This window comes from Micromonospora sp. NPDC047134 (assembly GCF_040643455.1).
GTDB lineage: Bacteria > Actinomycetota > Actinomycetes > Mycobacteriales > Micromonosporaceae > Micromonospora.
Window position 1 is genome coordinate 189,321 of record NZ_JBEYUI010000005.1, and the last position, 23,864, is coordinate 213,184.

Annotated in this window: 18 protein-coding genes; 8 read left to right on the forward strand and 10 right to left on the reverse strand. The window is 71.9% G+C overall.

Translation table 11 applies throughout. The annotated features are described in order from the left end of the window. Positions 1–326 precede the first annotated feature (326 nt). Both ddaH and rocD read left to right on the forward strand, forming a co-directional pair. Positions 327–1,142 (forward strand): dimethylargininase, encoded by an 816-nt coding sequence (gene ddaH, locus ABZ795_RS09770; protein WP_357530022.1) that lies wholly within the window; start codon positions 327–329, stop codon positions 1,140–1,142. After that, positions 1,139–2,353: an ornithine--oxo-acid transaminase gene (gene rocD / locus ABZ795_RS09775; protein ID WP_357529978.1), complete on the forward strand. Its 1,215-nt coding sequence runs from the start codon at positions 1,139–1,141 to the stop codon at positions 2,351–2,353. The genes ddaH and rocD overlap by 4 nt, the downstream gene beginning before the upstream one ends. A 56-nt stretch (positions 2,354–2,409) precedes the next feature. Here rocD and ABZ795_RS09780 read toward each other — a convergent pair whose 3' ends face one another. From ABZ795_RS09780 to ABZ795_RS09805, 6 genes are all read right to left on the reverse strand, one after another. Continuing rightward, complete coding sequence (locus ABZ795_RS09780) at positions 2,410–3,558, reverse strand: FHA domain-containing protein (protein WP_327024256.1); 1,149 nt, start codon at positions 3,556–3,558, stop codon at positions 2,410–2,412. Further along, positions 3,555–3,848 carry a 4a-hydroxytetrahydrobiopterin dehydratase gene (locus ABZ795_RS09785; protein ID WP_327024255.1) on the reverse strand — a complete coding sequence of 98 codons (294 nt, stop codon included), beginning with the start codon at positions 3,846–3,848 and terminating at the stop codon, positions 3,555–3,557. Before ABZ795_RS09785 ends, ABZ795_RS09780 begins: the two co-directional genes overlap by 4 nt. Before the next feature lie 69 nt (positions 3,849–3,917). Continuing rightward, positions 3,918–7,439, reverse strand: a complete 3,522-nt coding sequence (locus ABZ795_RS09790) for a hypothetical protein (RefSeq protein WP_357529979.1) — start codon at positions 7,437–7,439, stop codon at positions 3,918–3,920. A 47-nt stretch (positions 7,440–7,486) separates the two neighbouring features. Next, a complete protein-coding gene (cutA, locus tag ABZ795_RS09795) occupies positions 7,487–7,807 on the reverse strand; it encodes a divalent-cation tolerance protein CutA (protein ID WP_327024253.1) in 321 nt (106 codons plus the stop codon). A 9-nt stretch (positions 7,808–7,816) separates the two neighbouring features. Beyond that, entirely contained in the window at positions 7,817–8,833 is a 1,017-nt protein-coding gene (locus ABZ795_RS09800; protein WP_327024252.1) for a 1-acyl-sn-glycerol-3-phosphate acyltransferase, read from the reverse strand. Next, complete coding sequence (locus ABZ795_RS09805; RefSeq protein ID WP_357529980.1) at positions 8,833–9,663, reverse strand: patatin-like phospholipase family protein; 831 nt, start codon at positions 9,661–9,663, stop codon at positions 8,833–8,835. Before ABZ795_RS09805 ends, ABZ795_RS09800 begins: the two co-directional genes overlap by 1 nt. Positions 9,664–9,798: 135 nt before the next feature. Here ABZ795_RS09805 and ABZ795_RS09810 point away from each other — a divergent pair, with 135 nt between their 5' ends. Further along, complete coding sequence (locus ABZ795_RS09810) at positions 9,799–11,379, forward strand: serine/threonine-protein kinase (RefSeq protein WP_357529981.1); 1,581 nt, start codon at positions 9,799–9,801, stop codon at positions 11,377–11,379. 16 nt (positions 11,380–11,395) lie between these two features. Here ABZ795_RS09810 and ABZ795_RS09815 read toward each other — a convergent pair whose 3' ends face one another. The 4 genes from ABZ795_RS09815 to ABZ795_RS09830 form a co-directional block, all read right to left on the reverse strand. Further along, positions 11,396–12,457: a glycosyltransferase family 4 protein gene (locus ABZ795_RS09815; RefSeq protein WP_327027443.1), complete on the reverse strand. Its 1,062-nt coding sequence runs from the start codon at positions 12,455–12,457 to the stop codon at positions 11,396–11,398. 358 nt (positions 12,458–12,815) lie between these two features. Beyond that, positions 12,816–14,480, reverse strand: coding sequence for a trypsin-like peptidase domain-containing protein (locus ABZ795_RS09820; protein WP_357529982.1), 1,665 nt, complete (start codon positions 14,478–14,480; stop codon positions 12,816–12,818). Between the two features lie 62 nt (positions 14,481–14,542). Then, positions 14,543–16,096: a HAMP domain-containing sensor histidine kinase gene (locus tag ABZ795_RS09825; RefSeq protein ID WP_327024248.1), complete on the reverse strand. Its 1,554-nt coding sequence runs from the start codon at positions 16,094–16,096 to the stop codon at positions 14,543–14,545. Next, positions 16,093–16,794, reverse strand: coding sequence for a response regulator transcription factor (locus ABZ795_RS09830; RefSeq protein WP_327024246.1), 702 nt, complete (start codon positions 16,792–16,794; stop codon positions 16,093–16,095). Before ABZ795_RS09830 ends, ABZ795_RS09825 begins: the two co-directional genes overlap by 4 nt. Before the next feature lie 165 nt (positions 16,795–16,959). On the opposite strand from ABZ795_RS09830, the gene ABZ795_RS09835 reads away from it, so the two are divergent. From ABZ795_RS09835 to ABZ795_RS09855, 5 genes are all read left to right on the forward strand, one after another. Next, the gene (locus ABZ795_RS09835; protein ID WP_327024245.1) at positions 16,960–17,607 is read left to right on the forward strand and encodes a hypothetical protein; all 648 of its coding nucleotides are present in this window, start codon (positions 16,960–16,962) and stop codon (positions 17,605–17,607) included. A gap of 146 nt (positions 17,608–17,753) precedes the next feature. Continuing rightward, positions 17,754–18,686 carry an ATP-binding cassette domain-containing protein gene (locus tag ABZ795_RS09840; protein WP_357529983.1) on the forward strand — a complete coding sequence of 311 codons (933 nt, stop codon included), beginning with the start codon at positions 17,754–17,756 and terminating at the stop codon, positions 18,684–18,686. Then, positions 18,683–19,498, forward strand: coding sequence for an ABC transporter permease (locus tag ABZ795_RS09845; protein ID WP_357529984.1), 816 nt, complete (start codon positions 18,683–18,685; stop codon positions 19,496–19,498). The genes ABZ795_RS09840 and ABZ795_RS09845 overlap by 4 nt, the downstream gene beginning before the upstream one ends. Positions 19,499–19,771: 273 nt before the next feature. Continuing rightward, entirely contained in the window at positions 19,772–23,521 is a 3,750-nt protein-coding gene (locus tag ABZ795_RS09850; protein WP_357529985.1) for a multifunctional oxoglutarate decarboxylase/oxoglutarate dehydrogenase thiamine pyrophosphate-binding subunit/dihydrolipoyllysine-residue succinyltransferase subunit, read from the forward strand. 93 nt (positions 23,522–23,614) lie between these two features. Further along, positions 23,615–23,794: a DUF6104 family protein gene (locus tag ABZ795_RS09855; protein ID WP_131303737.1), complete on the forward strand. Its 180-nt coding sequence runs from the start codon at positions 23,615–23,617 to the stop codon at positions 23,792–23,794. The last annotated feature ends 70 nt before the right edge of the window (positions 23,795–23,864 follow it).

Below are 23,864 nucleotides of genomic sequence, written 5' to 3' on the forward strand. Positions count from 1 at the left end.
GGTGCACCGGCGCCCGGCCGGCGAGTTACCGGCCACAGCCCGACCAGTTCTGGTGGTTCACCAGCCGGGCGCACTCCTCGTCAGGGGCGGCGACTTCGCCGCCCCTGATCGCTGTTCAGGCCCCGGTTCCGCCCGCCGCCGGCGGGACCAGCGGGCCGACGCAACGATCCGCCGCCGGAACTCCACCACACGCAACGAACAGTCGTTCATCGCAATGCTTCGCGGTGGATCCTGCGAGTCGGGGCCGCATAGCGTTGAACCACGCGCCAGCCCGTGGGCCGACCGTGGCCAGGGCGCGCGGAGACCCTGGGAGCAGGACAATGACGATGGACGCCACCCGCCAGCACCTTCTGATGTGCCGGCCGACGTACTTCGCCGTCGATTACGCGATCAACCCCTGGATGGACCCGACCGCCCCGGTCGACACCGACCTGGCCATCCGGCAGTGGGAACAGCTGCGGCAGATCTACCGGGATCTGGGCCACACCGTCGAGGAGATCACCCCGCTGCCCGGCCTGCCGGACATGGTCTTCGCCGCCAACGGCGGCACCGTGATCGACGGCAAGGCCATGGCGGTGCAGTTCCGCGACCCGCAGCGCGCCGACGAGGCCCCCGCCTACCGCGCCTGGTTCGAGGAGGCCGGCTTCGAGATGTACGACCCGAAGCACGTCAACGAGGGTGAGGGCGACATCCTGCTGGCCGGTGACCACCTGCTGGCCGGCACCGGATTCCGTACCGCGCACGCCTCCCACGCCCAGTTGCAGGAGGTCTTCGGCTACCCGGTGATCACCCTCCAGTTGGTCGACCCCCGCTTCTACCACCTGGACACCGCGCTGACCGTGCTCGACGAGCAGACCCTGGCGTACCTGCCGGAGGCCTTCTCCCCCGGCAGCCAGGCGGTGCTGCGTCGACTCTTCCCGGACGCGCTGCACGCCACCATGGCCGACGCCGAGGTGCTCGGCCTCAACGCGGTCAGCGACGGCCGGCATGTGGTGCTGCCCGTGCAGGCCACCGGCCTGGCCGCCAAGCTGCGGGACCGGGGCTACCAGACCATCGGGGTCGACCTGTCCGAGCTGCGCAAGGCCGGCGGTGGACCGAAGTGCTGCACGTTGCGACTGCGTCAGGGAAAGGCGAGCCGATGATCGAGGACATGCTGCGGACCCCGGCCGCGGTGCAGGAGGCGCAGCGCCACACCGCGCACAACTACCACCCCCTGCCGGTGGTGATCGCCTCCGCCGAGGGTGCCTGGGTCACCGACGTGGACGGCCGGCGCTACCTGGACTGCCTGGCCGGCTACTCGGCGTTGAACTTCGGTCACCGCCACCCGGCCCTGATCGCCGCCGCCCACGCCCAGCTCGACAAGCTGACCCTGACCAGCCGGGCCTTCATCCACGACCAGTTCGCCGACTTCTGCCGGGAACTGGCCGCCCTGTGCGGCAAGGACCTGGTGCTGCCGATGAACACCGGGGCCGAGGCCGTGGAGACCGGGATCAAGGTGGCCCGCAAGTGGGGCTACCAGGTCAAGGGGGTACCGGCCGGTCAGGCCACCATCGTGGTCGCGGAGGGCAACTTCCACGGGCGTACGACCACCATCGTGAGCTTCTCCACCGATGACGACGCCCGCGCCGACTTCGGGCCGTACACCCCGGGTTTCAAGATCGTCCCGTACGGCGACCTGACCGCGCTGGCCGAGGCGGTCGACGAGACCACCGTGGCGGTGCTGCTGGAACCGATCCAGGGCGAGCAGGGTGTGGTGGTGCCCCCGAACGGCTACCTGCCCGGGGTGCGGCAGCTCTGCACGGAGCGCAACGTGCTGTTCATCGCCGACGAGATCCAGTCGGGTCTGGGGCGTACCGGGGCCACCTTCGCCTGCCAGCAGGAGGGGGTCGTGCCGGACATGTACCTGCTGGGCAAGGCCCTCGGCGGGGGCATCGTGCCGGTCTCCGCGGTGGCGGCCGACGCCGAGGTGCTCGGGGTGCTCCAGCCGGGCCAGCACGGCTCCACCTTCGGCGGCAACCCGCTGGCCTGCGCGGTGGCCACCGAGGTGGTCCGGCTCCTGGCCACCGGCGAGTTCCAGCGCCGCTCGACCGAGCTGGGCGAGCGGCTGCACGCCGGGTTGCGCGCCCTGATCGGCAAGGGCCTGGTCGCCGTACGCGGCCGGGGTCTGTGGGCCGGGTTGGACATCGATCCGGCGCTGATGAGCGGCCGGGAGGCCTGTGAGCGGCTGATGGAACGCGGGGTACTGGCCAAGGACACCCACGGCTCGACCATCCGGCTGGCCCCGCCGTTGACCATCACCGCCGAGGAGATCGACCACGCCCTCGCCCAGTTGGCGGCCGTCCTGGCGGGCTGAGCAGCCGAACCGACGGGGTGGGTGCCAGGTCCCGGCCCCACCCGCGTCGGGGCGTCTCAGCGGGGCAGGCGCATCGCCATCGTCGGGGCCTCGGACATCACCGAGTCGGGGTTGTACGGCGCACCCGCCGGCAGTTCGGCCGGGCGACCCAGCTGCACCCCCGGGTACAGCTCCACCATGTCCCCGTTGGCCAGCACCCGGGACTGTTGCGGGGCCAGCGGGATACGGTCCGCCTCCGCCATCGAGGCGGTCGGGCGGATGCCGGAGCCGTTGGTGCTCACGTCGGTGACCACCACCTCGTCGCCGCGCAGCTCCAACCGCAGGTGGCTGCGGCTGATCCAGCGGCGGGCCTCGTCGTTGAGCCACTGCCCGAGGGTGATGCCGCCGGTGCCCTCCGGGGCCCGGCCGACCAGCACCGGCTGCTCCTCGGTCAGGACGAACCGGCGTCGGATCAGCCCACCGACCCGTACCGCCAGGACCTCGCTGCGGGGGCGGGGACCGGCGTCCCGCAGTCGGGCGCCGTGCCGGGGGCAGGTCGGTACGCCGTTGCGCAGCGACGGCGGCGGCTGACCGGCCGGGGCGCGGTCCACCCGGGCCAGGTCGGCGAAGGCCCCGCCGCCGCCCCCACCGCCGAACAGGTTGCACCCGGACTCGGAGCAGCGCCACTGCCGCGCGAGCAGTTGCGCCGCGAACGGGGCGGGTGGCCCGGCCGCCGGGGTGTGGCCGCCACCGACATGGGCGATGAAGACCGGCCCGCCGGCCCCCGGTACCGGGGCCACCACCCGACCGGGCTGCTCGGCCAGCCACGGGAACCGCCCGCGCAGGCCGTCGAAGCGCACCCGGCTGAGCACCGGTAGGCCCAGCAGGTCGGCCACCTCCAGCATCCGGTCACCGGGGTTGTCCAGGACCTCGACCAGGCCGTCGTCGGCCCAGCGACGCACCACCATCCGCTCGTTGGAGGTCAGGTCGGCGTCGGAGAGCACCCCCCGGTGCACCACCGCGTAGACCGGGACGGTGTCCTCCTCCAGGCTGCGCGCCAGGGCGTCGATGACCATGCCGAGGCGCAGGGTGTTGGCCGGGCGGCCACCATCCAGGTCCTGATACCGGATGATCTCGGCCAGATCGACCACCGCGCGGACCAGCTGCGGATCGGTGCAGACCCGTCCCTCGATGGCGTCCAGCACCTTGCTGATCTCGAACCTCATCGGGGCCCTCCCACGATCTCGTCGATCCGCCGAGCCAACTCGATGTCCCGCCCGGTGACCCCGCCGGCCGAATGGGTCACGCAGCGGAAGGTGACCGTACGCCAGCGGATGTCGATGTCCGGGTGATGGTCCAGCTCCTCGGCCGTCACGGCGACCCGGTCGACCAGCCCGATGGCGTCCGGGAAACCGGCCAGCTCCACGGTGCGGGTGATCCCGGTGGAGTCGTACGACCAGCCCGCGAGCTGACCCAGCTCGTCTCGTACCGCCTCAGCGGTGAGCACCTCTGCCATGGGCCCGACCCTACCGCTGACCTCGCCCACGACGCCGGGCAGCAAGCATCGACCGGTGAGCGCCCCTCCTCAGCTCATCCGGCCCACCGTGGCCCGCAGGCGCATCAGGTCACGACGGCGGCGCTCGTAGGTGGTCGCCAGCGCGATCAGGGCCAGCCCGGCCACGCCGAGGTATACAAACCGGGGCAGCAGGTCCCAACTGCGCACCAGCTCGTGCAGGGCCAGCACGGCCAGGGTCAACCCGCCGAGCACCACCGGGGCCTGCCAGCGCCGGACCGCCCCCAGCAGGGTGACCGCCAGGGCGGCGGCGCCCAGCAGCAGCCGCCGCCAGGGCTGCGGGTCCGGGCCGAACAGCACCGTGACCAGGGTGGGCAGCAGCATCGCGGCCAGGCCGGGGCCGAGCGCCAACCAACTGGTCAACCCCGGTCGGGTACGCAACGCCACCGCACCCGCAGCGAGCGCCAGCAGTGCCAGCGGCACCGTGTACGCCTCCAGCAGGGTCACCCCACCGGCCGCCAGCAGCAGCCAACTGGCCAGCAGCACGCTGCCGCCGGAAATCGTGGCGAAGCCCCACCGCAGGGCCCTCGACTCGTCCCGACGCAGCAGCCGCAGCCCGACCACCAGGGCCCAGAGCACGCAGAGCGTGGCGGCGTGCCGGGCGGCACCGCTGGTGAGCAGGAGGGCGATCAGCGCCACCGTCTGGGCGGCGGCGTCCAGGCTGCGGCCCAGCAGGGCCACCTGCCCGGCCGGCCCGCCTGCGGCGGCGCGGGCCGGCACGATCGCGGCCAGCGCCAGGGCGACGGCGGCCACCCCCAGCACCGCGAAGGCCGCCACCCGCAGCGGCTGCCCGGCGGCCAGCGGGGCGGTGATCGCGAAACCGGTCGTCGAGGCCACCGCGATCAGCCAACCGGCCATCCGCATCGTGAAGCGTCGGGCGCTCGCTGCGGCCACGGTCGCCGCCACCGCCAGCAGCCCCAGCCCGGACAGGGTCCCGGCCCGGGTGGCCTGAAGGTTGAGCAGTCCGGCCCCGATCAGCACCAGTCCCACCGGCACACCCACCCCGGCGAAGGTGGCCCCGACCGGCCGCACCGCCACGATCAGCAGCAGCACCACCCCGACGACCAGCCCGGTGGTCGGCACCGCCGGCCAGGGTGCACCGGCGGCCACCAGCAGCACCGTCCCGGCGAAGGCCAGGAAGGGCAGCACGGTGGCGGCGCGACGCCACCGCCCGGCCCGGCCGTTCGGCCAGGTCACCAACACCGCCGCCAGGGCCAACAGCACCAGGGCCAGGCCGACCGGCACCGCACCCGCCACCGCCCGCACCTCGGGCGCACCGGACCAGACCGCGGGCGGCGGCCCGTACGGGGTCACCAGCGCCTTCAGGGAGACCGGGAGGGCGGCCAGGACCGCCACGGCGGTCAGGCCCAGACCGGCCACCCACAACGGGACCGAGTGACGGGACCGGAATCCGGCCACCGCCAGCAGCAGCGCCCCTCCCGCCGCATAGAAGGACAGGGGCTCCTCGGCCGGTACGACGATCGACCCGAGAGCGGTCAGGGTCGCCGCCAGGGCCAGACCGGTGGTGGCGTACCCCCGCAGATCGGTCCAGCGTCCACGGAAGAGGACCAGGGCGACCGCCGGCAGGGCCAGGGCGGCCAGGGTCGCCCGGGACTGCCACCAGGGCGGCGCACCCGCGCCGATCAGCGCGATCGCCGCGCCGGCCGGCACCACGAGCACCGCCGCCAGCAGGGCGCACCCGGCCACCACCCGGTGCGCGGAGCTGCCCCGGCGACCCACGGCGGCCACCCCCAGACCGGCCAGCAGCACCACCGCACAGGCCGCACCGGCCCCGGCCGGGGCGGCCAGGCCGACCAGCAGCCCGTGCCCGAGCAGCCCGGCCGCCGCCGAGGCGGTGGCAGCCACCGTCGCTCCGCCCACCGGACGGACCAGCACGGCGACCAGCATCGCCACGGCGACCACCAGGTCGAGGGCGACCACGGCCGGCCAGGGCGTCGCCCAGGCCGTCGGCAGGGCGAGCACGGTGGCGGCGACACCGATCGCCACGACCGTCGACCGGAAGGCCCGGGGCAGCAGCCAGGCCAGGGTCCCCGCACTCAACGCCACCGCCACCGGCAACTGCCAGCCCCAGGCGAAGACCGGCCCGGCATCGGCTCCCTCCCAGGGTGGCAACGACCGGACCACGGTGGAACCGGCCCGCATCAGCACCCACAGCCCGGTGAACAGCGTCGCTACGACAGCCACCACGATGGCACCGATGCGGGGACCGGGCCGCCAATCCACCGGAAGCAGCCGCACCGCACCGGCCAGCGCCGCCACCACCAGTGCCGACACCACCAACAGCACCGACTCCCGCAGCTCCGCGACCGGGCGGATCAGGGCCAGGGCCAGGGCCGGCACCAGGAGACCGGCCGTCACCGCCCGCGGGGTCGACCCGCCGAGCAGCAGGGCCGTACCGAACAGGGTCAGCGCCACCAGCAGCATCGGCACCCCGGCCAGCACCGCCAGCCCACCGGCCTCGCCGGACTGCAGGGTCATCAGCGCGGCGCTCGCGGCCAGCAGCAGCGCCACGAGGTACCCGACCCCGGCGACCACCTGGCCGGCGATCCGCATCGGCGAGTTCGTCGTGGCCCCCTCGCCCGCGACCTCACCGCTGCGGTGCCGCAGGGTGACCACCACCGCCAGGTTGATCAGGGCCACCCCGAGGAAGACCACCGACAGGGCGGCCGTACCCGGCCGGGCCTCGGCGGTCACCAACGGCAGCACCGGCTGCACCGCCAGCAGGGCGGCGAACCAGGGCACGGTCAGCCGGCTCAGCCGGGCGTACCCGGCGGCCAGGGCCGCGGTGACTGCCGCCACCAGGGCGGCGTACATGCTGCCCGGCCAGTCGGTCACCCCGCCCAGGTCCACCGACCAGGCGGCGTACCCGTCGAGCACCACCAGCAGGAGCCCGACGGCGGCGAAGGTCTCCGCGGTGCCCCGCAGCCCACGCCAGCGCGCCACCAGCGGCACGGCGAGCAGCAGCATGGTCAGGGCCAGCAGGATCAGGGCCCGACCGGAGACCCCCACGGAGGCCCAGGCCACCGCCGTGAACACCGTCACCGCGGTGCCCAGCAGTAGTCCACCGAGGGTGAACAGCAGCCCCTGCATGGTCCGGGTCGAGGCCTCCGCCCCACCCGGGACGGTTGCCGCCGGGTCGATCGGGCTCATGCCGGGCCACCCGAGGGGCCCGACCGGCGTCACGGCGTCCGGTACCGGCACCACGGCGTGCGGAGCCGCCGATTCGGCACCGGGGTGGGTGACCGGCGTACCTGCCCGGGCCACAGCCATGACCGGGAACTCGGTGCGGATCGCGGCGGCCAGCTCGGAGCGGCGCCGTTGGGCCACCACCAGCCGACCGCTGAGCTCCTCGTACGCCGCCCGGGCCCGCTGGGTCTGGGTACCGAGTTGGACGATCTCCTGGTCCAGCCGGATCACCTCGGCGGCGGCCGGGTAGGGCGGCCGGCCGCAGCCGGAACAACCCGAGGTGAGGTTCGCCGACGCGCCGCACGCCGGGCAGGGGTAGGCAGTCACGCAGCCATCTTTGACCTACCTGGCCGGGTGCACCAGAGCCCAGGTACTCAGGGGCGGCTGTGCTCGTACACCCAGGCGGCGTACTCGGGGTTGCCGCAGTCCACCTGACTGACCAGAATTTCCGGCACCTCGTACGGATGGCTGGCCCGGATCTGCTCCACCAGGGCGCCGGCCCGGTCCGGCGCGGTCTTGAACTGCACCGACCATTCGGTGCTCGTCTCCACCCCGCCCCGCCACCAGTAGGTGCTCTCCACCTGGCCGCCCACCTGCGCGCAGGCCGCCAGCCGTCCGGCCACGGCGGCGGCGGCCAACAGGTCCGCGACCGAACGCGCGTCGACCACGGTCGTCACCACGCTGATCTGGTCCATCCACGAACCCTACGCGGCGCCGTCGCGGTTCGCGGCGACCCACTCGTCAATTCGACTCCACCAGTCGTACAACCAGTCGATGCGTTGCTGCCGCTCGCTCGGGATCTCCTCCGGCGGCACCGACCAGAACCGCATCAGCAGTTGCTTGTCCATCGGCAGTTCCCGCCACACGTCGGCGACCGTGAGCATCTTGTCCAGACCGGTGTGCGCCACGAAGATCACCCCGGCGTCCGGGGCGGCGTCCAGTGCCGCCAGCAGTCCACCGGGCTGCGGGGCGAGTACGTGCCGCATGGCCTCGGCCTTGCGCGCCATCCGATGGTGCCCCAGGTCCCGCAGCCGCTCGATGGCCCGCACCCGGCGTCTGGGGGTGAAGTTGCCCCCCTCGGGGAAGATCACGAAGGCGTCGTCGTCGTCCAGCCCGGTGGCCAGGTGCCCGACCTGCTCGCTGACCGACCCCCGACCGTCGCGGCCGGGTGCGATGAAGCGACTCGGCAGCCGGTTGAGCAGCACGTCGATCGCCGGATCCCACTGGAGGGTGTCCTTGAGGACGATCCGTGGCTCCCGCTGGAACCAGTTCACCAGGGCGTGGATCAGGATGAACGAGTCACCCGGCCCGGCGTGCCGACTGACCACCAGCTCCGGACGGCCCGGCAGGGCGGTGTCCGGGTCGGTGCCGACCACCTCGATGTTCAGCCGCAGCGTCCACCGGGCCTGCCAGAAGAACACCCGCAGGAACCAGCCCGCCAACACGTAGTGGGCACGCTGGAAGGCCGGGGTGTGCACCCGGGTGCCGAACCCGGCCGCCACCCAGAGGGCGAACAGGCAGATCAGCGCGGCCGCGTCCCAGAGCAGGTAGAGCAGGCCCAGCCAGAGCAGTCGCAGCGGACGCAACCGTCCGGGTACGAACGGCGAGGCGACCAGGGCCAGCAGGGCCCAGAGGGGCACCGTGACCACCAGCAGCACGGCCAGCAGCACCAGGCCGGGCGCCAGCACCAACCGACGCAGCCACCTGGGCGGAAGCGGCATCAGCGGTCCAGGTTCGCCAGGTAGTGCCGGGAGGCCGCGTAGGCGCGACTGATCCGCCGACCCACCGCTGCCATGTCCCGGTAGGCCCAGGGGGTGTCGTCGCGCGGCTCCAGGCCGCCGGTCGGCAGCACGTGCACCTCCACCCCCTCGGGCAGGGCGGCCATCTCCCGGGCGAACCGGTGTCGGCGGGCGATCTCGAACGCCACCTGGGCGATCTCCCAGGGTCGCCGGGGCGGGGTCAGGGCCCGCTCGATCCGACCCACCTGGAGTACGAAGATGCGGGTGGCGCCCGCCGCTACCGCCTCCCCGATCGGGATCGAGTTGACGATTCCACCGTCGACATAGTGCTGGTCGCCGATGCGGGCCGGCGGCAGCAGCCCCGGCACGGAGGCCGAGGCGAGCACGGCCGGCACCACCAGACCGCTGACGAACCAGTGCTCGGCGGCCCGCTCGATGTTCGCCGCGCAGCAGCGGAAGGGGATCTTCAGGTCGGCGAAGGTGGTCTCCGCACCCAGCTCGCTCTCCAGCAGCTTGCGCAAGGGGCGGGGCGAGTGCAGGTGGGTACGGGCCGCGAAGCGACGCAGCTGTCGGGCCACCGAGTCGCCGTACACCTCGCTGGCCTCCGGTGAGGCCCAGAGCCGGACCAGCCGGTCGGTGACCGCCTCGGTGGGGTCGGCGGCCACCAGGGCGCCGTTGACCGCCCCGATCGAGGTGCCCAGCACCAGGTCCGGGCGGATCCGCGCCCGGAACAGCGCACGCAACATGCCCACCTCGACCGCGCCGAGCACTCCCCCGCCGCCGAGCACGAACGCCACCGGTCCCCGCCCCATGCCCTTCATCCTGGCACGCCCGCGCCGCTACCCATTCACCCTGGTACGCCAGGCGGTGCCGGTCCGCGCCCGTTGACAGGGCGGGAACATTCGCGCAACCTGATACCGCTCCCCGCTATGAGGCAGGTGCAAAACGTGAAGCCGGCACTGCAGCCCGGCCGGTTGCTGGCCACCCGGTACCGGCTGATCGATCAGATCGGTGCCGGCGGCATGTCGGTCATCTGGCGGGCCCACGACGAGGTCCTCGACCGGGTGGTGGCGCTGAAGGTCCTCGCCCCCTCCCTGGCCGCCGACGCCCGGTTCCGGGACATGGTGCGGGAGGAGGCCCGGGCCGCCGCGCAACTGGTCCATCCACATGTGACCTCGGTCCACGACTACGGCGAGACCGTGTCACCGGACGGCACCATCACCTCCTTCGTGGTGATGGAACTGCTCTCCGGCGAGGAACTGGAGTTCCGGCTCACCGAGGGTCCGCTGCCCTGGCCGGAGGCGGTCGAGATCGCCGCCCAGGTAGCCGACGCCCTGGCCGCCGCGCACCGACTGGGCATCGTGCACCGGGACGTCACCACGGCCAACGTGATGATGACCCAGGTCGGGGCCAAGGTGCTCGACTTCGGCATCGCCACCCGAATCGGGGCTCCGGACGACGACGAGGACGGCGCCACCTTCGGCACTCCGGCCTATGTCGCCCCGGAGCGACTGGACGGGGCCCCGGCCCAGCCGGCCACCGATGTCTACTCCCTGGGCGTACTGCTGCACGAGGCGTTGACCGGTCGGGTGCCGTACCCGGCGGAGACCTGGGAGGAACTCACCGTAGCCCTGGCCGAACGCCCGCCACCCACCCTCACCGAGGTGCCCGGGTTGCCGCCGGCGGTAGCCGACATCTGCCTGCGCTGCCTGTCCCGGGAGCCGACCGACCGGCCCACCGCCCGCCAGGTGGCCACTGTGCTGCGGGAACAGTTGCAGCCCGCCGACCCCCAGAGCCTGACGATGCGTGCCCCCACGGTCGCCCCGCCCGCGGTCGCGGTGCCGGTGACCGCCGGGGCCGGGTACGCCGGGACTCCCGCCAGCGCGCCGGGGGCCGGATCCTCCGCCGCTCAGGTGGCGGCCGTACCCCAGTCGCCCGCTGCCGGGGCCGCACCGGCCGGGCCCCCGGACGGGCCCGGCGGTCCGCCGACGGAGGCCGGCTACCGGCGCCGGTCGTGGCTGGTGCCGGTGCTCGCGGTGCTGGTGCTGCTCGTCGGGGCGGCCCTGGTGGTGCCGGCGCTGTGGCCGGACGACCCCGATCCCCCCACCGCCCTGCCGACCACCGAGCCGACCGGCTCGGCCGAACCGACCCCACCGGCCACGGAGACTCCCAGCCCGCGGCCGTCGGCTGTCCCGCCGTCAAGTCCCACCCCCGCGCCGACACCGACCGTGGCCCCCTCGGCCGCGCCGACGACCCGGGACACCCTGGTGGAGGCGGCGAACCGGCTGGAGGACATCATCGGGGCAGGGCTCGCCGACGGTGGCATCCGGGAGGACGTCGGCCTGGACCTGCGCAACGAACTGCGCAACCTCACCCGGGCGGTCAGCCTGGGCGAGGGAGAACTCGGCCCCGGCGTCGCGCGGCTACGCGAGAAAGTGTCCACCCGGCTGCGGGAGGAAGGGCTCAGCCCGGCGTACGCGCGGCAACTGGAGGAGGCGATCACGGCGCTGAGCGCCGCCCAGGTCTGACCCGGGACGTCGCCGGTCAGCCCGGGGTGATTCGGGCCGGCTCCGGTATCGCCGACCTAGGCGGGGCCGCCACCAGGAAGCGCTGGTACACCTCCTCGTACCCGGCGGCCATCCGCTCGACGGAGAAGGTCCGCGCGACATGGGCCACACACTCGGCCGGATCCAGGTGTGGGGCTTCACGAAGGGCCGCCGGCAACTCCTCGGGACGCCGGCAGATCAGCCCGGTCACACCGGGCCGGACCAGTTCCGGCACCGCCCCCCGGTGCAGGGCAACCACCGGGGTGCCGGTGGCCATCGCCTCCAGCATCACGATGCCGAACGGCTCCTCCCACTGGATCGGCATGATCAGGCACCGAGCCTGCACCAGCAGGTTCAGCACGGCCTCCCGGTCGGCACCGAGAACGACTGTGACATCCGGGCCCAGCAGCGGAGTGATGACCTCACGGTAGTAACGCTGCTCGACGGGTTCGCTGCACTTGCCGGCCAGCACCAGCGGCAGGCCCGCCGCCCGGCACGCCTCGATGGCCAACTCCGGTCCCTTGTCCGGGCTGAACCGGGCCAGCCACAGCACCGGCCCCTGACCGGGTTCCCGCTTGCGCGGGAAGTTGCCGACCTCCATCGCGTTGTGCACCGTGCCGACCCAGGGCAGGCGGGGGTTCAGCCGACGTTGGGCGTGCGAGATGGCCACCAGACCCACCCCCCGGTCGGTGTCGCTGAGCACGGTGCCGTACTCCCCCACCGGGTTGCCGTGCACGGTGGCCAGGGTGGGTACCTCGCGCCGACCGGCGACCAGGGGGCCGATGGTGCTGTGGTCGTGGACCAGGTCGAAGTCGGCCGGGCTGATCAGGTGGTTTACCCGGGCCAGGTGGGCCAACTCGGGCAGGGACTCGCCCAACCGGTCGTACTGCAACTCGTCCAGGGTGGCCAGGAAATCGCCGCTGGTGCCGTGTTCGTCACCGGCGCCCATCAACGTCACCGCGTGGCCCCGATCGACCAGGGCGTCCACCAGGCCGGCCACCACCTGCTCCAACCCGCCGTAGCCGGGCGGGGGCACCGACAGCCAGGGCGGCACCACCATCGCGATCCGCAGCTGGCGTACGCCCGCAGCGTGATTGTGGGCCACGAGTCCTCCCCGTCGGTCTGTGGGTCGGCCCGGTCCGCCCTGCTTCCGCGAGGCCGGGTCGCGGCGGTTTCCCGCATCGGGGCACCGGCAAACCGGACACCGCTGGTACGCCCCGGACCGCTGCCCACCGGCAGGTGACGGTGTGGGGTCATGGCACCCCCAGGTCTCGCGGTCCGCTCCGCCGAGGCTGCCCGGGGCCGGGGTGAGCCGGGCTCATCCGGTTCGGGTGAAGAGAGGAAAATGGGCGGCGGGTGCCGCGACCAACCCCCTTGGCCACGCCACCCGCCGCCCGGTAGGGAGGCAGGTCTTTGAACTATGACGCTTCAGCGAGCGTCACGGTTGCCGTCGACTCGGCACCATTTCGCTGGAAGGTCACCTCGACCTGATCACCGACCTTGCCGGCCTGTACCGCACCGACCAGATCGTTCGAGTCATTGATCACCTTGTCACCGAACCGGATGATCACGTCGCCGCGTTCCAGCCCGGCCCGCTCGGCCGCGCTGCCGGGCGCGACAGCGTTGATGAGCGCTCCGCCTTCGGTGGTGCCGGTCACGCTCACTCCGAGCGACGGATGACTGATCTTCTCACGTCGCTGAAGTTTGTCCGCGATGTCCTTGGCCTTGTTGCTCGGGATGGCGAAACCGACACCGATGTTGCCGGTGTTGCCCTGCCCGGCGGTGGCGATCGCGGTGTTGATGCCGATCACCTCACCCCGGGTGTTGACCAGGGCCCCACCGGAGTTACCGGGGTTGATCGGGGCATCGGTCTGGAGCAGCCCGGAGATCGAGCTGACCGCCTGACCGGGCAGCCGCTCACCGCTGCCGGCCTGGATGGTGCGGTCCCGGGCGCTGAGGATGCCGGCGGTCACCGAGCCCTGCAGACCCAGCGGACTACCCAGGGCCAGCACCTGGTCACCGACCTGCATGGCGTCACTGTCGCCGAAGGTGGCCGCCTTGAGGTCGGTCACCCCGTTGGCCTTCACCACCGCCAGGTCGGTCCTCGGGTCGGTGCCGATGATCTGCGCCTGGGCGTTGGTGCCATTGGCGAAGATCACCCGTACGGTGTCACCGCCCCCGGCGATCACATGGTTGTTGGTCAGCACGTAGCCGTCGGCGGTGAGGACCACCCCGGAGCCCTCGCCACTGCCGGTGCTGATCGACACCACGCTGTCCTGCACGGAGGCGGCGATGCGCGGCAGGTCGGCCCCGTCGATAACCGGGGCGGCGGAGAAGGTACGGGTGATCGAACCGCCGTCACTGAGCGCCAGGGCCAGGGTTCCACCGGCCACACCGCTGCCGAGCATCAGGGCGAACACCGCGACCCCGGCACCGACGAACTTGGCGATCCGGCCCGGACGCGGCCCGCCGGACTGCGGCGCCGCCCAGGGCGGCTGTTGGCCGGGGTAGCCGGGGACACCCGGCTGTCCGGACTGGTAGCCAGGGGTGCCCGGCTGTCCGGACTGGTATCCGGGGTACCCGCCGGAGGGGCTCTGCTGGGCCTGGGCGGCCCAGCCGGGCTGGCTCGGGTACCAGGGCCCGGCGGGATAACGCGCCCCGGGCTGGTACTGCTGCGGAGCGGCCGGACCCCAGTGCTGCTGGCCGGGCCCCTGCGGCTGCTGACCCGGGCCCTGCTGCTGACCCGGAGTCTGCGAGGGCTGGCCCGGAGACTGCGGCTGCTGGCCGGGGGCCTGCGGTGCCGGCGGGCCGGAGTAGGCGGGCGGGCCGGAGTGCGGAGGCGGGGGCGAGCCGGCGACCGGCAGGCCCACCATGGTCGGCTCGGCGTCCTGGCCATTGGGGTCCGAGGTTTCGACGGCCCGGACCGGGATGGTCGGTGCCTCGCCGCCGGAGTCGGCACCGGTGCCGGCCGGCGCAGCGAATAGGGAGTCGGACCGCGCGTATTCGGCGCGGGGCAGCTCGGGGTGCGACGGCTCGGCGTCGGTGTTGGCCGGCCGGCGCGGGTCGGACTCGTACTCGGTCATGTCCCCACCTTCTCCCATCGCTCTGCATCCCGCCTTAGGCTGGCCTGAGGGTTCGCTGAAAGTCACTCGGACTCCCCGTCGATGTCCTGAGCCAGCGGCAGCCGGACCCGGAAGGTAGCACCCCCGCCGGGGGTGTCGGTCACCTCCACGGTGCCCTGGTGCACCGTCACCAGCGCGGCGACGATGGCCAGGCCCAGGCCGGTGCCGGTCTGCCCGCCCACCCGGCGGGTCCGCGAGGCGTCCGCCCGGTAGAAGCGTTCGAAGACCCGCTCCGCCTGATCGGGGGTGAGTCCCGGGCCGGTGTCGGCCACCTCGATCACCGCAAGATTGCCCGGTTCGGCCCGTAGTCGCAACGTCACGGCGGCCTCCGGCGGGGTGTGCCGCAGCGCGTTGGTCATCAGGTTGCCGATCACCTGCCGCAGCCGCGCGTCGTCGCCGCGTACCACCAGTGGCCCTGAGCCGGGGGCGATCTCCAGCTCGATCCGCCGGTCCGGGGCCATCGCCCGGGCGGCGGCCACCGAGTCGGCGGCAAGCACGGGCAGCTCCACCGGGGCGAGGGAGAGCGGACGCTCCCGGTCCAGTCGGGCCAGCAGCAGCAGATCCTCCACCAGCAGGCCCATCCGGGCGGCCTCGTCCTCGATGCGGCGCAGCAGGTCAGCGGTCTGCTCGGGGGCCCGGGCGGCGCCCTGCCGGTACAACTCGGCGAACCCCCGGATGGTGGTCAACGGGGTACGCAGCTCGTGGGAGGCGTCCGCGACGAACTGCCGCATCCGTTCCTCCGAGCGGCGGGCCCGGGCCTCGGAAGCACGGGCCGCCTCGGCGGCGTCCCGGGCCGCGGCCTCGGCCGAGCGGGCGGCCCTCTCCGAGGCGGCACGGGCGGTGAAGGCCATCTCGATCTGACTGAGCATCGCGTTCAGTGCCCGGGAGAGCCGACCCAGCTCGGAGGTGGGGCAGGGTTGCCCGTGCTCCGGGTCGGGCACCCGGCGGCTGAGGTCACCACCGGCGATGGCGGCGGCGGTGCGCTCGATCTCCACCAGCGGTTTGAGGCTGGTCCGGACGATCGCCGCGCCGATCGAGGCGAGCAGGATGAGCACCGCGCCACCGACCAGGACGTCTGTCCAGACCAGCCGGGTAACTGCCCGGTCGACGTCGATGAGGTGCTGGGCGATGGCGATCCGTTGCCCGTTGGGAAGCTGGGTGTAGAGGACCCGCCAACGCACCTCGCTGCCCTGGGCCCGGGCGTTACGCGGCTCGCCGGCCAGGCGGTCGAATCCGGCCGCGTCGTCCGGGAAGCGGGGCAGGTCAGCGCTGCTGAAGCGCCGGTCGTCGAAGTGGATCCACTCGATCTGACCGGTCCTGATGTCGGTCACAGCCAGCAGGTAGTCGGTGGGAAATGGTGCGCTCGGCCGTTCCAGGGCCGCCACCTGCGCGATGGTGCGCGCCTGGGTCGTCAGCTCAGCGTCCACCTCGCCGACCAGGTAGCTACGCAGGAAGAAGGTGGTCAGCGAGCTGATCACCAGTAGCGCGGCGGCGACCAGGGCGAGGACGGCCGCGACCAGCTTGACCCGCAGCGGTACCGCACGCAGTCGGCTCTTGCCCTGCTGGAGCGCGTTCACGCCGCCGGCTTGCGGAGCACGTAGCCGACCCCCCGCAGGGTGTGGATCAGGCGAGGCTCGACGTTGTCGACCTTGCGCCGCAGGTACGAGATGTACGACTCGACGATGTTGTCGTCACCACGGAAGTCGTAGTTCCACACGTGGTCGAGAATCTGGGCCTTGGACAGCACCCGGTTGGCGTTGAGCATCAGGTAACGCAGCAGCTTGAACTCGGTCGGCGAGAGCTGGACCCGCTGACCGGCCCGGTAGACCTCGTGGGTCTCCTCGTCCAGCTCCAGATCGGCGAAGGTGAGCCGGGCCGGGGCCTGCTCACCGGTGCTGGTGCGGCGCAGCACCGCGCGGATCCGGGCGGTCAACTCCTCCAGGCTGAACGGCTTGGTGACGTAGTCGTCCCCGCCCAGGGTCAGGCCACGGATCTTGTCGTCGGTGGCGTCCCGGGCGGTGAGGAAGACCACCGGCGTACGGGTGCCGCCCTCGCGCATCATCCGGATCACCTCGAAGCCGTCCAGATCCGGCAACATCACGTCCAGCACCACCAGGTCGGGCCGGTGTTCGCGGGCCGCGTTGAGGGCAGCACTGCCGGTGGTGGCGGTGGCCACGTCGAAACCCGCGAAGCGCAGGCTCGCGGAGAGCAGTTCGAGGATGTTGGGGTCGTCCTCGACGACGAGCAGTCGGGCCTCGGTCTGGGTAGCCGCCATGTCGCCATCATCCGCGCCATCGCTGCGCCTGCGCTGGGCGGTACCTGAAAAAATCCTGTGGACCGTACGGGCACCTCGGTCGACCGGCGGTCACCCCCCGGGAGGGGGCCGTGCGAGGCTGCCGGGACGGCTGGCGAACGGCCGGTACGGCGGGAGGAAAAACTCATGATCATCGAGTCCCGGTTCAACGGACCGCCCGGCTCGGGCAACGGCGGTTGGAGTGCGGGGGTCTTCGCCTCGGCGTACGGCGGCGGAGGGCCGACCGAGGTGACCCTGCGTAGGCCACCACCCCTGGACACCCCGCTGACCCTGACCGGGGACCAGGTGCGCGATCCGGACGGCGAGGTGATCGCCGAACTCCGTACCGCAGAGGATCTGGAGGATCCGGTGCCACCGGTCGACCCGGCGACCGCCCGGGCCGCCGCGGCGGCGTACCCCGGCCTGACCGACCACCCCTTTCCCGGCTGCTACGTCTGCGGGCCGCAGCGGCCGGACGGGCTCCGGATCTTCCCCGGACGGTTGCCGGACGGACGCACGGCCGCCCCCTTCCAGGTGCCCGCGCAGGTGAGTGTCGCCACTGCCTGGGCCGCGCTGGACTGCCCGGGCGGCTGGGCGGTGATCGAGGCCGGTCGACCGTACCTGCTGGGTCGGATCGCGGCCCAGATCGCGGCCCTGCCCCGGCCCGGGGACGAGTGCGTGATCACCGGGGCGGTGGTGGAAACCGTGGGGCGTAAGGCGATCGTGCGGACCAGCCTGTACGGACCGGAGGGTGAACTGCTGGGCCGGGCCCGGGCCACCTGGATCGCCCGGTAGTCACGACCGTCGATCGTATCCTACCTGGGGAGGAGACGGCTCCTGCCTGGGGCGGACAACGATCTCCGGAGCGCGCCTGATTGATTTGGTTGACAGTTACCGCCACGCTGTGCAACGGCGCTTCCCGGCGCCACGGGAGGAGAATGATGTCCGACGGGCAGTCACGCCCCAATGACGCGCAGATCGTGGTTTCCGGCCTGACCAAGCAGTACCGCAACGTACTCGCGGTGAACAATCTGTCGTTCACGGTCCAGCCCGGCCGGGTCACCGGCTTCCTCGGCCCCAACGGCGCGGGCAAGACCACTACGCTGCGCATGCTGCTGAACCTGGTGACCCCGACCGCCGGCACGGCGACCATCGGCGGACGCCGGTACCCTGAGTTGACCGAGCCGCTGCGGCACGTCGGCGCGGTGCTGGAGGCGTCCAGCGCACACAAGGGCCGCACCGGGATCAACCACCTGCGGGTGATCTGCGCGGCGGCCGGGCTGCCGCCGCAGCGGGCCGACGAGGCCCTGGCCCTGGTCGGCCTGACTCCGGCGGCGAAGCGCAAGTTCAAGGGCTACTCACTCGGCATGAAGCAGCGCCTCGGCATCGCCGCCGCGATGCTCGGCGACCCGCGGGTGCTGATCCTCGACGAGCCGGCCAACGGGCTGGACCCGGAGGGCATCCGGTGGATGCGCGGGTTCCTCAAAGGGCTGGCCGCCGAGGGCCGTACCGTGCTGGTCTCCAGCCACCTGCTGTCGGAGATGCAGTTGCTGGCCGACGATGTGGTGATCATCGCAGCGGGGCAGCTGGTCCGGCAGGGTCCGGTCGAGCAGGTGATCGGTTCGATGGCGCAGGGCGTCCGGGTCCGGGTCCGCACCCCGCAGGCGGAGGCGCTGACCAGCGCCCTGGCCGAGGGGCCGGCCACGGTGCAGACCGACGAGCACGGCGCGCTGCTGATCGGCGGGGTGGACGCCCCGACGGTGGGCCGGGCGGCGCTGACCGCCGGTGTCGAACTGCACGAGCTGACCACCGAACGACCCGACCTGGAACGCGTGTTCCTGGAGCTGACGGCTGGAAAGGCGGGCATTCGATGAGCAACCTGGTCCGCTCCGAACTGTTGAAGATCCGTACGACCAGCACCTGGTGGTGGCTGGCCATCGGGGCGTTCCTGTCGATCGCGATGGCCTTCCCGCTCAACGCCTGGCTGTTCAACACGACGATCGACGGCGGCGGCGAGGAAATCGGAGTCGTCGGTGACGCCGCGTCCGCCCCGGCCCAGGCGGCCAACCTCTACACCTCCGGGCAGTACCTGGGCCTGATGTTCGTGATGCTGATCGGCATCCTGATGGTCACCAACGAGTTCTTCCACCAGACCGCGACCACGACCTTCCTGGCCACCCCGCGGCGCAGCGCGGTGATCGTCAGCAAGCTGATCGCGGCGAGCCTGCTCGGGTTCGCCTTCTGGCTGGTCACCACGGTGATCGACCTGGGTGCGGGAGCAGCCTTCCTGACCCTGAACGACCACGGCACCCTGCTCGGCGAGTGGGAGGTCCAGCGGGCCCTGCTGCTCAACCTGATGGCGTACGCCATCTGGACCGTGCTCGGCGTCGGCATCGGCACCCTGATCACCAACCAGCTGGGTGCGGTGATCACAGCCTCGGTGCTCTACCTGATCGGTACGCAGGTCGTCGGGGTGCTCTTCCTGCTGCTGTCGAGCTGGCTGGACAGCATGGCCGTGCTCAAGTGGCAGGTGATCTGGCCGGCGGCCGCCTCCCAGATCATGATCGCGCCGGGTGAGAGCGAGATGTACCCGCCCTGGTGGGTGGGCGCGCTCGTGCTGGTCGGGTACGCGCTGGCCAGCGGCATCGTCGGGCTGCTGCTCACCCGTCGGCGCGACATCTCCTGAATCGCGCCGGTGGCGTAGGTCATCCGCTGCACGATGGGCCCGGTGCCCGGCTGACGGCCGGACAACCGGGCCCATCGAGTTGCTACCAGTAGCAACTGGACACGCGGACGGTACTGAACTTCTAACATCATCTGTGAATCGGACCACGCTGCGGAGGCGGAAATGCCTTGGCGATCGGCACGGCGTAGCCTGGGATCCGTTCTCTGCGCCGGTCACGGCGCAGATGGACCCCGCGTGACACACAAACCCGCGTGAAAGAGGCGATTACCGGCCGTGTCGACCCAGCAGACTTCGCAGGAGAACCCACTGGCGGGTTTCGGCCCGAACGAGTGGGTCGTCGAGGAGATGTATCAGCGCTACCTCGCCGACCCCGGCAGCGTCGATCCGGCCTGGCACGACTTCTTCGCCGACTACCGCCCCGGGCCGGGCGCGACCGGCGGCGAGGGCGCCGACCGGTCGAAGGCCAGCACCCCCGAGCCGGCCAGCAAGGCATCCACCCCGGCCAAGACCGAGGCCGCTGACAAGTCGGCACCGCCCGCCGCAGCGGCTCCGGCGAAGGCCAGGACCGAGCCGGCCAAGGCGCCGGCCGCGAAGGCCCAGCCCGCCAAGACCGAGGCCGCGAAGGCCCCGGCCAGGGCCGCGTCGGCGAAGACCGCCCCGACCGCCTCCGGCCCGCAGAACACCCCGTTGCGCGGTGTCGCCGCCAAGATCGTCCAGAACATGGACGCCTCGCTGGCCGTACCCACCGCGACCAGCGTGCGCGCCGTCCCGGCGAAGCTGCTGGTGGACAACCGGATCGTGATCAACAACCACCTGGCCCGCGGCCGGGGTGGCAAGGTCAGCTTCACCCACCTGGTCGGGTACGCCCTGGTCCGGGCGCTGGTGGCGCACCCGGAGATGAACAACTCGTACGCCCAGGTCGACGGTAAGCCGACCATGGTCCGCCCGGAGCACGTCAACCTGGGCATCGCGATCGACCTGGCCAAGCCGGACGGCAGCCGCAACCTGGTGGTCCCCTCCATCAAGGGCTGCGAGCAGATGGACTTCCGGCAGTTCTGGCAGGCGTACGAGGACGTCGTCCGGCGCGCCCGCCGCAACGAGCTGACCATGGACGACTACTCCGGCACCACCATCTCGCTGACCAACCCGGGCGGCATCGGCACGGTGCACTCGATGCCCCGCCTGATGCAGGGGCAGAGCGCGATCATCGGGGTCGGCGCGATGGAGTACCCGGCGCCGTACCAGGGCATGAGCGAGGCCACCCTGGCCGAGCTGGCGGTCAGCAAGGTCATCACCCTGACCAGCACCTACGACCACCGGATCATCCAGGGCGCCCAGTCCGGCGAGTTCCTCAAGGTCATGCACGAGCTGCTGCTCGGCGAGCACGGCTTCTACGACCAGATCTTCACCTCGCTACGCATCCCGTACGAGCCGGTGCGCTGGGTGCGCGACGTCGCGGTCGACAGCGAAGGCCAGATCAACAAGACCGCCCGGGTGCACGAGCTGATCCACTCCTACCGGGTCCGCGGCCACCTGATGGCCGACACCGACCCGCTGGAGTTCAAGATCCGCAAGCACCCGGATCTGGACGTGCTCCAGCACGGGCTGACCCTGTGGGACCTGGACCGCACCTTCCCGGTCAACGGCTTCGCCGGCAAGCAGCGGATGAAGCTGCGGGAGATCCTGGGCGTGCTGCGCGACTCGTACTGCCGACGGGTCGGCATCGAGTACATGCACATCCAGGACCCGGCCGAGCGCCGCTGGATCCAGGAGCGGGTCGAGCGCAAGTACGAGAAGCCGTCGGCCGACGAGCAGAAGCACGTGCTCAACCGGCTCAACGCGGCCGAGGCCTTCGAGACCTTCCTGCAGACCAAGTACGTCGGTCAGAAGCGCTTCTCGCTGGAGGGCGGCGAGTCCCTGATCCCGCTGCTCGGCGAGATCCTGGAGTCCGCCGCCGAGAACGACCTGGACGAGGTCGTCATCGGCATGGCCCACCGGGGTCGACTCAACGTGCTGGCCAACATCGTCGGCAAGCCGTACGAGAAGATCTTCTCGGAGTTCGAGGGGCACCTGGACCCGCGTTCCACCCAGGGCTCCGGCGACGTGAAGTACCACCTCGGCCAGAACGGCAAGTTCACCACCCCGGACGGCGACCACTCGGTCAAGGTCTCCGTGGTGGCGAACCCGTCGCACCTGGAGGCGGTGGACCCGGTGCTGGAGGGCATCGTCCGGGCCAAGCAGGACCGGATAGACCTCAAGCTGGAGGGCTACACCGTGCTGCCGCTGGCGGTGCACGGCGACGCCGCCTTCGCCGGTCAGGGCGTGGTGGCCGAGACCCTCAACCTCTCCCAGCTGCGCGGCTACCGCACCGGTGGCACGGTGCACGTGGTGGTCAACAACCAGGTCGGCTTCACCACCGCCCCGGAGTACAGCCGCTCCAGCCTCTACAGCACCGACGTGGCCCGGATGATCCAGGCGCCGATCTTCCACGTCAACGGCGACGACCCCGAGGCCGTGGTCCGGGTGGCCCGGCTGGCCTTCGAGTACCGGCAGACCTTCAACAAAGATGTCGTGATCGACATGGTCTGCTATCGGCGGCGCGGGCACAACGAGGGCGACGACCCCTCGATGTCCAACCCCCAGATGTACAAGATCATCGACTCGAAGCGTTCCGTCCGCAAGCTCTACACCGAGGAGCTGATCGGCCGCGGTGACATCACCGTGGAGGACGCGGAGGAACTGCTGCGCGACTACCAGTCCCAGCTGGAGCGGGTCTTCAAGGCCACCCGTGACGCGGCCACCACCCCCCGCCAGCTCAGCCGGCCGCCCCGCCAGGACGAGCCGGAGCCGCAGGTGGACACGGCCACGGAGGCCTCGGTCGTCAAGGCCGTCGGCGAGGCGCACGTCAACCTGCCGGAGGGCTTCACCCCGCACAAGCGGATCCAGCAGCTGCTCGACCGGCGGGCCAAGATGGCCGTCGAGGGCGGCATCGACTGGGGCTTCGGCGAGATCATCGCCTTCGGTTCGCTGCTGCACGACGGGGTCACCGTCCGGCTGGCCGGGCAGGACTCGCGTCGCGGCACCTTCGTGCAGCGGCACGCGGCGGTCGTCGACGCCCAGACCGGCGACGACTACCTGCCGTTGCAGTCGCTCACCGGCGACGGGGAGCGGTCCCGGTTCTTCGTGCACGACTCGCTGCTGTCCGAGTACGCCGCGATGGGCTTCGAGTACGGCTACTCGGTGGAGAACCTCAACGCCCTGGTCTGCTGGGAGGCGCAGTTCGGCGACTTCGTCAACGGCGCCCAGTCGGTGATCGACGAGTTCATCTCCTCCGGTGAGGTGAAGTGGGGTCAGCGCTCCGCGGTGACCCTGCTGCTGCCGCACGGCCACGAGGGACAGGGCCCGGACCACACCTCCGGTCGCCCGGAGCGGTTCCTCCAGCTCTGCGCGGAGGACAACATGAGGGTGGCCATCCCGACCACCCCGGCGAACTACTTCCACCTGCTGCGGCGTCAGGCCTTGTCGCCCAAGCGCAAGCCGCTGGTGGTGTTCACCCCGAAGTCGCTGCTGCGGCACAAGCTCTGTGTCTCCTCGGTGGCGGACTTCACCACCGGCACCTTCGCCCCGGTGCTCGCCGACCAGGCGGCTCCGGCACCGGAGCAGGTCAAGCGGGTGCTGCTCTGCTCGGGCAAGGTCTACTACGACCTGTTCCAGGCCCGGCAGGAGCGCGAGGTCACCGACACCGCGATCATCCGCCTGGAGCAGCTCTACCCCATGCCGGTGGAGGAGATCCGGGCCGCCCTGGCCAAGTACCCCAACGCCGAGGACTTCGCCTGGGTGCAGGAGGAGCCGGCCAACCAGGGCGCCTGGTCGTTCGTGGCGCTCAACCTGCTGGAGCACCTCGACGGGGTGCGACTGCGCCGCATCTCCCGTCCGGCCGCGGCCGCCCCGGCCGTCGGTTCGGCGAAGATGCACGAGGTCGAGCAGGTCGCCCTCATCGAGGCGGCACTGCCCCGACCCTGACGACAGACCCATCCCGGTCCCGTCCCACCCTCGGGTGGGACGGGACCGGCCGGTTTTCGCCGGTACGACACCGGTGAGGAAGCGAGTAGGCGGATGTACTTCACCGACCGGGGCATCGAGGAACTGGTCGAACGACGGGGCGACGAGCAGGTGAGCCTGGAGTGGCTGGGTGAGCGGCTGCGGGACTTCGTCGACCTGAACCCGGAGTTCGAGACGCCGATCGAACGTTTCGCCACCTGGCTGGCCCGCCTCGACGACGAAGACGACGACTGATCACGGTGCGTACCTCCCCGCTGGCCTGGCCGGCGGGCAGATTGGCCGAGGATGCGGCAGCGGCGTAGTG

Excerpts from the sequence above, each read along its gene's own strand:
- cutA (WP_327024253.1), bottom strand. The coding sequence starts at position 7,807 with ATGGACCAGATCAGCGTGGTGACGACCGTGGTCGACGCGCGTTCGGTC.
- rocD (WP_357529978.1), top strand. The coding sequence starts at position 1,139 with ATGATCGAGGACATGCTGCGGACCCCGGCCGCGGTGCAGGAGGCGCAG.
- ABZ795_RS09845 (WP_357529984.1), top strand. The coding sequence starts at position 18,683 with ATGAGCAACCTGGTCCGCTCCGAACTGTTGAAGATCCGTACGACCAGC.
- ABZ795_RS09780 (WP_327024256.1), bottom strand. The coding sequence starts at position 3,558 with ATGAGGTTCGAGATCAGCAAGGTGCTGGACGCCATCGAGGGACGGGTC.
- ABZ795_RS09785 (WP_327024255.1), bottom strand. The coding sequence starts at position 3,848 with ATGGCAGAGGTGCTCACCGCTGAGGCGGTACGAGACGAGCTGGGTCAG.
- ddaH (WP_357530022.1), top strand. The coding sequence starts at position 327 with ATGGACGCCACCCGCCAGCACCTTCTGATGTGCCGGCCGACGTACTTC.
- ABZ795_RS09840 (WP_357529983.1), top strand. The coding sequence starts at position 17,754 with ATGTCCGACGGGCAGTCACGCCCCAATGACGCGCAGATCGTGGTTTCC.
- ABZ795_RS09815 (WP_327027443.1), bottom strand. The coding sequence starts at position 12,457 with ATGGTGGTGCCGCCCTGGCTGTCGGTGCCCCCGCCCGGCTACGGCGGG.
- ABZ795_RS09830 (WP_327024246.1), bottom strand. The coding sequence starts at position 16,794 with ATGGCGGCTACCCAGACCGAGGCCCGACTGCTCGTCGTCGAGGACGAC.
- ABZ795_RS09805 (WP_357529980.1), bottom strand. The coding sequence starts at position 9,663 with ATGGGGCGGGGACCGGTGGCGTTCGTGCTCGGCGGCGGGGGAGTGCTC.
- ABZ795_RS09800 (WP_327024252.1), bottom strand. The coding sequence starts at position 8,833 with ATGCCGCTTCCGCCCAGGTGGCTGCGTCGGTTGGTGCTGGCGCCCGGC.
- ABZ795_RS09855 (WP_131303737.1), top strand. The coding sequence starts at position 23,615 with ATGTACTTCACCGACCGGGGCATCGAGGAACTGGTCGAACGACGGGGC.
- ABZ795_RS09820 (WP_357529982.1), bottom strand. The coding sequence starts at position 14,480 with ATGACCGAGTACGAGTCCGACCCGCGCCGGCCGGCCAACACCGACGCC.
- ABZ795_RS09835 (WP_327024245.1), top strand. The coding sequence starts at position 16,960 with ATGATCATCGAGTCCCGGTTCAACGGACCGCCCGGCTCGGGCAACGGC.